At 67.4% G+C, this 10,645-nt stretch carries 10 protein-coding genes; 3 read left to right on the top strand and 7 right to left on the bottom strand.

Going from position 1 to position 10,645, the window contains the following annotated elements:
- Positions 1–248 precede the first annotated feature (248 nt).
- The 7 genes from D471_RS38705 to D471_RS36020 all read right to left on the bottom strand — a co-directional run bounded on the left by D471_RS38705 (position 249) and on the right by D471_RS36020 (position 7,241).
- Positions 249–1,010: a class I SAM-dependent methyltransferase gene (locus tag D471_RS38705; protein ID WP_161630117.1), complete on the bottom strand. Its 762-nt coding sequence runs from the start codon at positions 1,008–1,010 to the stop codon at positions 249–251.
- A gap of 87 nt (positions 1,011–1,097) precedes the next feature.
- Positions 1,098–1,616: a P-loop NTPase family protein gene (locus D471_RS0124835; protein ID WP_017601120.1), complete on the bottom strand. Its 519-nt coding sequence runs from the start codon at positions 1,614–1,616 to the stop codon at positions 1,098–1,100.
- Between the two features lie 59 nt (positions 1,617–1,675).
- Positions 1,676–2,533, bottom strand: a complete 858-nt coding sequence (locus D471_RS36025; protein ID WP_017601119.1) for a radical SAM protein — start codon at positions 2,531–2,533, stop codon at positions 1,676–1,678.
- Entirely contained in the window at positions 2,533–3,576 is a 1,044-nt protein-coding gene (locus D471_RS0124825) for a glycosyltransferase family protein (RefSeq protein ID WP_017601118.1), read from the bottom strand. The genes D471_RS36025 and D471_RS0124825 overlap by 1 nt, the downstream gene beginning before the upstream one ends.
- Positions 3,573–5,291 carry a carbamoyltransferase family protein gene (locus D471_RS0124820; protein ID WP_152486436.1) on the bottom strand — a complete coding sequence of 573 codons (1,719 nt, stop codon included), beginning with the start codon at positions 5,289–5,291 and terminating at the stop codon, positions 3,573–3,575. The genes D471_RS0124825 and D471_RS0124820 overlap by 4 nt, the downstream gene beginning before the upstream one ends.
- Positions 5,242–6,231: a thymidylate synthase gene (locus D471_RS0124815; RefSeq protein ID WP_017601116.1), complete on the bottom strand. Its 990-nt coding sequence runs from the start codon at positions 6,229–6,231 to the stop codon at positions 5,242–5,244. Before D471_RS0124815 ends, D471_RS0124820 begins: the two co-directional genes overlap by 50 nt.
- Entirely contained in the window at positions 6,228–7,241 is a 1,014-nt protein-coding gene (locus D471_RS36020) for an NAD-dependent epimerase/dehydratase family protein (RefSeq protein ID WP_083924318.1), read from the bottom strand. Before D471_RS36020 ends, D471_RS0124815 begins: the two co-directional genes overlap by 4 nt.
- A 246-nt stretch (positions 7,242–7,487) precedes the next feature.
- On the opposite strand from D471_RS36020, the gene D471_RS0124805 reads away from it, so the two are divergent.
- From D471_RS0124805 to D471_RS0124795, 3 genes are read left to right on the top strand one after another with little or no spacing between them, the layout of a single operon-like run.
- Positions 7,488–8,960, top strand: coding sequence for a helix-turn-helix domain-containing protein (locus D471_RS0124805; RefSeq protein ID WP_017601114.1), 1,473 nt, complete (start codon positions 7,488–7,490; stop codon positions 8,958–8,960).
- A 36-nt stretch (positions 8,961–8,996) separates the two neighbouring features.
- Positions 8,997–10,013: an asparaginase gene (locus tag D471_RS0124800; RefSeq protein WP_241479704.1), complete on the top strand. Its 1,017-nt coding sequence runs from the start codon at positions 8,997–8,999 to the stop codon at positions 10,011–10,013.
- A 33-nt stretch (positions 10,014–10,046) separates the two neighbouring features.
- Positions 10,047–10,514 (top strand): PPC domain-containing DNA-binding protein, encoded by a 468-nt coding sequence (locus D471_RS0124795; RefSeq protein WP_017601112.1) that lies wholly within the window; start codon positions 10,047–10,049, stop codon positions 10,512–10,514.
- Positions 10,515–10,645: the final 131 nt, after the last annotated feature.

The raw sequence follows: 10,645 nt of genomic DNA, 5'->3' as shown, positions 1-10,645 counted from the left end.
AGGACCCTCCCAGCCGAGCCTCGTGCAGTTGGCGTTCGAACGCCACCGCGTGGAGGCGCCCGAGCAGCTCCGCGACAACGGGCAGGTCCGCGACTCGGCAGTGTTCCCCGCCAACGTGCCCGAACACGAGCTCGTCGGGGGAGGCGGCGAGTAGAGCGGGGACCGGAGCCCCCATATCTCGGAGCCAGCGGTGATGGGACACCGCGGCTCTCGACCTGGTCGGATCCCGGTACTCCTTGGTGAAGGTCTCACGCATCCGGGACTCCCACGAGGTAGGAGACGGTGGACGACGCGGCAAGAGGAGTGGGGCACCCGCGGCGCCGCAGTTCCTCGACCAGGGAATGGTGGTCAGAACCGATGGCGTCGGCGAACTCGTACTTCGGAGTGGTCACCAGGTATCTGGCCAGGTGTTCCAGCGTCTCGAACCGGAACCGGTGCTCTTCGTGCAGAACCTGTTGGACCTTGAGAACGGGAGCCGCCAACGTGCGGATGTTCCCGCTGTGCGCCGCTGCGTACAGGCTGGGGCGATCAGCGATATCTGAGGCCATTCCGATACCGGCGATCACCTCGTCGAGTTCGCTGTAGCTGTCCTCCGACTTCGTGACCGCGATGAACACACCCCTGGCGTTCAGGCAACGGCTGATCTCCCTGATAGCGACGGTCGGGTCGGACGAGTGGTAGAGGCAGAACGCCGCGATCGCCGCGTCGAAGACGTTCGACCTGAACGGCAACCGGTGGAAATCAGCGGAGACCACGGCCCGCTGGCCGCCGTGCGGAAGTCTCGATCGTGCCGTGGCAGCAAGACCGGGTGACAGGTCCAGTGCCACGAGGGACGCCGGACCCAGACCAGCCAGTGCGCGGCTGGTCGTCCCTCGTCCGCACCCCGCGTCCAGGAGCCGTGCGTCGTGGACCGGAACGGTGAGCCAGGTGTCGAGGAGACGGGACAGGACATCGACAACCGGCGTGCCGCTGACACGGGCCCTCAGCAGAGCGTGGGTTCGTGAGGCCAACCGCTCTGGTCGGGCGTAAAGCCCGCCCCGAACCTGATCCGGGTCGAGGAAGGGATTAGTGAGAGGCACGAGTGGCCTCCCACCCGGTCAGCCTCCGGTGCCCGCTGTCCGGATGATCTCGTCGACGAGCCGGTTGGCGGCGCGGCGTGTACGAACAACGTGCACGTCCGCGTGGGTCCCGTGTTCCAGGATGAGCTTGCGGACCCGCGGCCCCATGGTCCTGCGGAAGTTCCAGACGTACTTGATGAAGCCCCAGTGGATGCGGTCGTAGACCCCGGTGGAGTCGTTCTGTCCGCCGCCGTACCTGAGCCGTCGCTGCGCGATCCCGGTGAGGCAGGTGATCGGGCTCAGGTCGAGGAAGATCACCGTTGTGGCGCGGCGGAGCCGGATCGGCAGGGTGGAGGCGAAGTTCCCGTCGATCACCCAGCGGTTCTGGGCCACCAGGTCCTCCTGGATCGCGGCGAACTTCTCCTTGGGCAGGGTGTTCCATTCGTCGTCGTAGTACAGGACGTCCAGGTGGGTCAGCGGAGCATCCAGGCCTTCCGCCAACCGACGGCCGATGGTGGTCTTGCCACTTCCTCCACAGCCGATGATCGCGATCCTCATGGGTTCCGACGCTACTCCAGTGAAAGCTGTGTTGTGACTCGATCAGGACACGCACCATCTCACTCCCCGGCCTCGGTGGGCGCCTCGACGAGGACACCCCGGTCGAAGTCGAAGCGCACGTCTCGGCCGTGTCCGGCGACCTCGGCGCAGGACAGGTAGACCCTGCCGTCCGGGGCGATCTCCAGTTTCTCCACGACGCCCTGGGGAGCGGGACAGCGTTCGGGCAGGAGGATGTGACTGTTCACGTACATGCCGGTGAGGTTCAGATCCGCGAGGTTCTCGTGCAGTCGCCGTGTCTGGTCCCAGGAGACCGGCTGCAGAGCGGTTGTGAGGACGTTGCCCACCTCTCGCAGCCGGTGCAGGATGAGTTCGCGGGCACCCAGTTCGTGGAGTCGATGGGCGATCCCAGGAACGGTCGCGATGTTCTGCGCCGTCAGGGTGCACGTCGCCCCGAAGGGGAGCTGGTTATCCTTCGCCCAGGTGAGGGTGTCGAAAACCGCCGTGAACGATCCCGAGCGCCGCATCCGATCGTGCGTCTCCTCGGTGCCGCCGTCCAGGGAGACTCTCAGCAGGTCCAGGAAGGGGAGGCAGTCGGCGAGGACCTGGCGGCGCTTGTAGGCGTTGGTGCAGATCTCCGTGGTGAATCCGAGGTCCTTGGCGGCGGCCAGCAGCTGGGGGAGATCGGGGTACAGCAGGGGTTCGCCGCCGAGGAAGCACACCTGTCGGCAGGCGAACCGGCTGGAGAAGTACTCCAACGCCCGAACCGCCTGGGAAAGCTGGACCACGTCAGGTCGGTCCAGGTCGCTGCCGTGGTAGCAGTGTCCGCACCGGAAGTTACAGCGGAACAGCAGTTCCAGATACAGCTTGTCGACACGGCTGACCCCGGGCAGGGGATTCGCCGCCACGTTCGGGGGCATCAGCGTGCTCCTTCGCTGTCGGTGGCCGCCGGTTCGAGAACGGACTCGATGACCGGCACCTGGCGGGAGAGCCGGAAGGGTTCCAGACGGTCCAGGCAGTCGGCGATCAATCGGGCGTGGCGCGCCGTTCTGGCGATCCGTTCAAGGTGTTCGATCAGCCGGGCGGCTTCGACGCCGTCGGACACGACGAGTTCCTCGGGAAGGACCTGGTCAATGCCGCGCATGTTCGAGGCTCCGATCGGGAGGCATCCGACCAGCACCGCCTCGAAGAGCCGCTGGGTGAACTGCCCGCGCTCCGCGTACCGCTCGGGTGCGAGCAGCATGGTGGTGAGGGCCCTTCGATGAAGCGGTTCGATCTCGGAGAACGGCCGCCGTCCCAGGAAGGTGACGTGCGGCCAGAAGTCGGTGCGGGGCCACTTCCCCACGACCACGTGACGATGGCGCTTCGCCGCTGGAGCGAAGAAGCGGTCGAAGGCGCCGTCCCGGTCGTACTGGTTGCCCGCGTAGACCAGTGGAAGGTCTCGGTGGGCCTTGGCGAGGAGTTCGGGGTCAGCGGCGTCCATGTGCGCGTCGCGAACGGGGAAGAGAAGGGATCGCGCCCCGTCGTTCGGGAACAGCGCCGCTTCGCACACCGTGATGTTGGGAAGCGACCGGATCGGGTCGTCCTTCGCCAACCGCAGGTCCTTGTCCCACAGCAGAGTCGGCAGGCCCAGGCCACGCACGTAGGCGCGGATGAGGTCCTCCTGACGGTGCAGGTCGCAGGTGTGGCCGGGGCTGGCGCACGAGGTGACGTTCCGTCCGGCGATGGGCCAGCGCCATTCGAGCAGGAGCGCGTCGATCGTGGGTAGACGCTCGTCCCAGGTGTACCGGCCGGTGAAGTCCTCGCCAGCTTCGACAAGGTCACGGTTGGGTTGGAGGAAGACGAGGTGGTGACCGCGATCGTTCAGGCCGTCGACGAGTACACGCCGGTGGCTGCGCCCACCGTCGGGCGTATCCGTGACGCCGTTCCCGAGGAAGCCCCAGAAGCTGTAGCCGATCCTCATGCCTTCTCCACCCACCACTGTTCGAGCAGCAGCGCGTCCAGGCCCGAGGTCTCCAGGCAGTCCAGGGCCATCTCGGGGGTTCCGCAGATCGGTTTGCCCTTGACGTTCAGGCTGGTGTTGATCAGAACGGGCACGCCGGTCAGCTCCGCGAAGTTGCTCAGGACCTCGGCGAGCAGCGGATTGTGTCGACGGCTCAGCGTCTGGACCCGCTCGGTGCCGTTCCTGTGCACGACAGTCGGGATCGTCTCCCGTGCCAGCGGAGTGACGCCGCTGGCGATGGACATGAAGGGAGACGGTTGTCCGAGGGTGAAGTAGTCCGCCGCCTTGTCCTCGAGTACCACGGGGGCGAACGGGCGGAACGACTCTCGGAACTTCACGGTCGAGTTGAGACGGTCGACGACGTCAGGACGAAGCGGGGAGGCCAGAATCGACCGGTTTCCCAGCGCTCGAGGCCCTGCCTCCAGCCTCCCCTGGAACACGCCCACGATCTGACCATCGGCCAGTCGTCGTGCGAGGTGACGAGCCGGGTCGGTGACCAGGTGGGCGGACAGCCCCTCGCGCGGTAGGCTTCCCAGTTCGATTCCCGGATAGGCCGGTCCGAGATAGCAGCGACGTGCGGCCCCGCTGGCCAGGGTTCCCGTTGTGTCGAGGTGGTGGGCGAGCGCGGCCCCTGCCGCCGTACCCGCGTCTCCCGGCGCGGGCGGGACGGAGACCTCCTCGAATCCGCTTTCGCGGACGATCGCGCCGATCGACAGGCAGTTCATCGCCACACCACCGCCCACGCACAGGAGCGTTTCCCCGGTCAGAGCCCGGGCCCTGCGTGCGAGGTGAGCCATCACCTGCTCGGTCCGCTCCTGGAGTGCGGCGGCGAGGTCAGCGTGAACCCTTCGCAGCGCGCTACCTGGGACACGGGGAGGACAGGTGGCCGCGACGAACGCGGGAGACAACCTGGGGTATCGGCTGGAGACGACCCGGAGTGGGAAGAGACTCGGGTCGAGGGCGAACCCGTCCCCCGTCGTACGGATCCCCTTCTGGAAGAGGCCGCGGTAACGGGCGGGATCGCCCAACGCGGCCAGGGCCATCACCGTTCCCTCCTCGTCTCCCCGGCGCCATCCCAGGTGCTGGGTGACCGCTCCGTAGGCGTATCCGAGGGAGGCGGGATCGCTGATCAGGGCCACAGGCTCGTAACGGACACCGTCACCCTCCAGACGCGCGCGGGCGAGCGAGGTGGTCGTGGTCTCGCCGAGGGAGTCGACAACGAGCACCGCGGCGCTCTCGTACCCGGACGCGGCGAACGCGTAGATCCCGTGGGCACGGTGGTGCTCCACGCCCACGACGTCAGCCCGAGGAAACCTGTCCGCCAGGTTCGCGAGCCGTTCGGTGGCCCGACGGTGCACCTTCCTGAAGCTGTTGGCCCGGGGTAGGGCCCTGCTCCGTGTTGAGCTTCGGATGAGGTGGGGGAGGCTGGAGACCACTCCTTCGCGGTAGAGACCCGGCTGGAAGTTGTACGCGACCGAGGTGACCTCGTCGGCCGCTACGTCCGCGTGCTCCAGGAGCCAGGCGACGGCGTTTCGTGGGAAGGCTCGGGTGTGCTTCTCCCCGTTGAGCCGTTCCTCCTCGACCAGGCCGACGAGCTTGCCACCGCTGATCAGCGCAGCAGCAGAGTCATGAGTGCCCGAGCACAGGCCGAGCACCAGGGGTGGGCGTGTCGACACCGTTCCTCCTCTCGTTCCTGCGGCGGGTGAGGTGGTCGTACCAGGTGGTGAGGTCCGCTCCGAGGGCTCCCGGGATCGCGAGGGCCAGGTTCCGTGCCTCGCCGTGGTTTCCGGCCTTCCAGAGCCGGTAGCTGTGCATCGTCCAGGCGAACTGGTCCCAGGCCGCCGGCAGCGGCGGACCACCTGTTCTCGTCCGTGCCAGGGTCGTGTCGAGGTCCTCCCAGGCCACTGCGAGCGGTGCGCTCCTGGGTGAGGGGGCAGGGGCCGTAGGCAGTCGGAGGGCGGCGTCCCAGTGCTCGGCGTACAGGTGAAGGGAGTCGACATGGTGGTGGTACTCGCCCAGCTCGGCACCGACCCAGTGGGCCATCAGCTCGTGCAGGACCGAGAACGTGAAGACGTCGTAGCAGAAGCCCAGCCACAGGTCCTGGCTGCGCATGGTGGTGTGCATCCGCAGTCGCCCGTCGCGAAGGAAGAAACGGAATCCCAGGGTGCAGGGGACGTCCTTGTTCGGGGCGGAGTCGAGGCCAGGGTCGTAGAGCTGGATGACGGCGCGTCGGGTGTCGGGGTCCTCCAGGAGAAGGTGACGGACTCGGTCCAGTTGGTCGATGACACCGCGCCACCGACGTAGCCGGGGGCCGTAGGCGCCTCGGAGCACACCGTCGTCCGCGAACTCGGCCAGGCGGCGGTTGTAGTCGAAGATCCAGGCGTCGTCGCTTCCGGAGAGGATCCAGACCGCTTCCGCCACCGCGAAGGCGGGGTTCAGGATCCTGATCGGTGGGGCCGAGATGAGTCGGCGTCGGGGATCGCGCAGGAGGAGATGCGCTCCGAGGACTTCCCTGGTTGCTCCTCCCCGAGGAGCAACGGGGCTTCCCTCCGACATGACCGTGTGCGCCGCGGCGGAGAACAGTTCGTTGGCTGATGCGGCTTCGATCGAGATCACCGGACACCTCCTGCCGCGACCTCGCCCACAGTGGAAAGCGCCCCTCGCGTGCCCTGCGTTCGGTACCACCCCCAGTGAGCGGTGATCCCCCTGATCAGGTCGACGCTGGGCCGGTACCCCAACAGGGTGGAGACCGCGCTCAGGTCCGCTTGGGAGGCGGAGACGTCCCCCGGTCGGTCAGCCATGTACCGAATGGGGATCGGACCCTCGACCACGGACTCGGCCACTGCCAGCACATCGGAGACGCTGGCGCTCTGCGGCCCGGCCACATTGACCACCTGGGAGCCCGGCAACGCACGCGTACCGGCCAGAACCGTCGCCTCGACGGCGTCGTCCACGTACGTGAAGTGCCGTCGCTGCCGCCCGTCGCCGAACACCGTCAGCGGACACCCCGTGTACGCGGCTTCGAGTACGCGGGACATCAGCATCGTCGGGCGCTGACGCGGACCGTACACGGTGAAGTAGCGGAGAACGCAGGCGTCGAAGCTGGAATCCGAGCGCTCGGCGTAGGCCAGAGCCAGACGTTCGACGGCCAGTTTGGAGACCCCGTACGGTGACACCGGGTGGGGAGGGTCCTCAGGAAGCGAGGGTCGACCCGTCACCGAACCGTAGACGCTGGACGAGGACGCGACGACCACCCGGCGGACACCCGCCGTCCGGCACGCTTCGAGGAGCCGCTGCGTTCCGAGGACGTTGGCCTTGACGTAGTCGCTGAATCGGCTCCCCCACGATTCCCGGACCCCGCTCACACCGGCGAGGTGGAAGACCGTGTCGACGCCTTGCAGCGCCGGGACGAGGTCGTCTGTGGCCAGGTCGCATCGCTCGAACACAAGGCCGGTGCCCAAGGCAGAATCCACCTGTTCGCGTATCGCATCGGGTACGTGTGTCACGGGGATCCGGTCAAGCCCCACGACCCGCGTTCCCTCACGCACGAGACGTTCCGCGAGGTGGGATCCCAGGAAACCGCTGACCCCTGTGACGGCGACGCTTTTCGGTCGCTCGGCACACATCATCGGCACCACCGCATTGATGTCGGCACCTGAATCACTGGGGCGTTTCCTCCTTCGCTGAGGTCCATCCATGCCTTCACGGCTGTCCACGGAGCCCGGACCTGGAATCGCGCGGATACCGCTGCTTCACGGAACCCGCGCCTCCGTGGCTCACTTCTTCAATCTGGTGGCGCTCGCTGGCCCGAGTCGAGATGCTGAAGCGGACACCACTCGTTGTCCGCTTGGGTGCTCCCGGGAGGTGCCGCGATGCCACAACCCCTGAAGACACTGCGACCAGGCCGCTCGGCAAGAGACTGGTTCGGCGCGGAACTGCGCCACTGGCGTCTGAAGCGTGGCCTGACGCAGGCGGAGCTTGGCCGACAGGCGTGGACCAGCGGAAGTCTGATCGGCAAGATCGAGACCGCCGAGCGTGACTGCCCGGAGGAACTGGCGCGGAAGCTCGATGAGGTCCTCGACACGGGAGGAGTCCTCGGCCGCGCCCAGGAGCTCGTCAGAAGTCGGCGGCCAGCGATGCTGATTCCTGCCCCGCGTCACGAGTCCGCGCTGGCGGAAACCGGCACCACGCAGAGCCTGTGGACCTGGAATGGGGACGCCTCACCCGGCGAGAGCGCCTCGCTCGAAGCCCTTCCGGGTTCCTTCTTCGGAGGAGCCACGGTTGAGGTGGGCATCCACCACGCCTCACGCGGTTCAGGCCATGTCCTCGTCGAGACGCCGGAGGATCAGTCGGGCGCGGACCATCGGCCTCGACTGCTGATCGGCCTCAGCGATGGAGACGACCGACGGATGATCGCACTGAACGAGCGACGGGCTCGAAGAGCGCGACGGGAGGGACGGCACAGCGGGGACCGCGTCCGGTTACGCATCCCCGACGCCTACGTGCTCGACGATCTCACCCTGGGAGTGCTGTGGGCGGTCAGTTCTCTGGACAGTGCGCTCCTCTACGACGACGCGCTGATCACGGAGCTGAGGGAGGAACTCGACGCGTTCGCGGCCTTTCGCCGCTCCTCCGCGGGGCGGGACATGGTCGCCGAACTGACCGCGGTTTCCCAGTTGTGGGTGGGCTCGGATTTCTGCGCCCGCTACATCCTTCAGCAGTCTGAGCGGCTCACCTCGGCACCCGACTTCTGGACACGGGAACGCACCGGAGAGGAGGCCAGTACCTGGCTGCTCTTCGCCCACAAGCACGACTACCTTCGGGCCCTCTCGAACCGGTTTCCGTCAGGCGCCACGCGATCGTTCTGCCTTCCCGAGGCGACGGTGAGCAAGGCGCCACGAGCTGAACGGATCCTGTTCCTGCTCACCGCGGCTCTCATGGAGTCCTTCGGTATCCGGGTTCAGGTGTCCGACGAACCGGCCTATGGGGCTGTGGAAGGGTTCGTGCTCAACCCTGGCGAGCAGGCGATCGTCGCCAACTGGCTCGGTTCCGACGGTGTCTGGCACGTCGACATGACGGACAGCACGCCAACGTTGCGCGAGTACACGGACGTCACGGGATACGCACACGCTCACTCGGTGATCAGCGCTGACACCTCGAGGGGAAGACTGTGCTCCCTCGCTGAGTATCTCGACGTGAACTGGGCGTGGTTGGTATCCCGGTGCGCCCAGATCGGCGCCTACGGGTTCGCCGGACTGGCTCCTCCGTCCAGCCGGTTGCTGTCCACGGCCGGTGTCGATCGTGCTTGCCGGTTCATCGGGCGGACGGGTTCCTCTGGGCGTTAGGCTGCCCCTCACAGACCCTGCGGCGAAGGGAGAATCGTGCTCGCGAAGGAGTCCCGCCCTCGGGTGGCGGTGTACGGACTGGGCGGGACGATCGCCATGACCTCCGACGGGTCAGGAGGGGTGGTTCCGGCCCTGTCGGCGGCCCAGCTCGTGGCGGCCGTACCAGGGCTGGCCGAGGCCGGTGTCGACATCGAGGTCGAGGACTTTCGACGGCTTCCCGGCGCCTCCCTGGGTCTGTCCGACCTCACTGATCTGGCCGCGGAGATCGACAAGCGCCTGGCCTCGGGAACGGTGGACGGCGTCGTCGTCACCCAGGGCACCGACACCATCGAGGAGACCAGCTACCTGCTCGACCTGTTCCACACCGCCCCGCAACCAGTCGTGGTGACAGGCGCGATGCGCAACCCCACCCTGGCCGGGGCCGACGGGCCCGCGAACCTCCTCGCGGCCGTGCGGACCGCTGCCCACCCGAGTACGCGGGATCAGGGCGTCCTGGTGGTGCTCGCCGACGAGATCCATGCCGCCGGTCGGGTCCGCAAGACCCACACCACGAGCGTGGCCACCTTCCGGTCCCCCAACGGCGGCCCGCTCGGCTACGTGGTGGAGGGAACCCCGCGCCTGCTCAACCACCCCACGGGGCGCACCACGCTCGACTTGTCGAATCTGGGCACGGGACCGCGTGTGGCCCTGGTGACGGTGGCGTTGGGTGATGACGGCCTGCTGTTGGAGGGCTTGGCTGAGCGGGTCGACGGCGCGGTCATCGCCGCGTTCGGTGTCGGCCACGTCCCGCGACACCTGGTTCCTGCACTCGAGGACCTCGCAGACCGGGTACCGGTGGTGCTCGCTTCTCGGACCGGCGCCGGGGCTGGGCTCGCGGCCACCTACGGGTTCCCGGGCTCCGAGCAGGATCTGTTGGAGCGGGGGCTGATCCGGGCCGGGTTCCTGGATCCGTACAAGGCGCGCGTCCTGCTGTGGGCGCTGCTGGCCACCGGCCACGACCGTCCCGACATCACGGAGGCCTTCGCCTTCGCCGGTGGCTACTCCGACGCCTAACTCCTCCCACCCCAAAACGAAGCGGAAACCGACGTGCGCAGTCACGAACTGACCCAGGGGCGGACCTTCGGCCTCGTCTTCGACCACGGTGAGGACTTCTTCTCTTCCCTCACAGAGTTCTGCCGGACCAACGACGTCCGCCAGGGCTATATCCCGGTCTTCGTTGCTGGGTTCGCTCACGTGGACATCGTGGGCACCTGTGAGAAGCTCACCGACCCGGCCGCGCCGGTCTGGTCGAAGGTCCAACTGAGCAACGTCGAAGCGCTGGGCGGCGGCACCATCGCCTACGACGAGGCCACCGACACCATCTCCCCGCACATCCACGTCTCCGTCGGGCTGAAGGAGCACAGCGCGGCCGGGCACACCAGCCATCTGCTCGGCGCCCAGGTCCAGTTCCTCACCGAGATGGTGCTCGTCGAGGTGACATCACCGCAGATGCGCCGAGTCCCTGACCCGAACCTCTACGACGTGCCGCTCCTCCACTTCGGGGGCGACGGCTGAAGCCCCGCGATGTAGGTGTTTCAACCTGGAGGGCTCATGCGGAGCCGTTGAGATACCGGCACCAAGTCGCGTGCATCGAGCTGGTGACAGCGGACAGTAGATACTCCCCATAGGCGGCCACTTAAGGCCCC

Source organism: Nocardiopsis lucentensis DSM 44048, assembly GCF_000341125.1.
Classification (GTDB): domain Bacteria; phylum Actinomycetota; class Actinomycetes; order Streptosporangiales; family Streptosporangiaceae; genus Nocardiopsis; species Nocardiopsis lucentensis.
The sequence above is the reverse complement of the archived record's forward strand: the minus strand, read 5'-3'. Positions and strand labels throughout refer to the sequence as shown.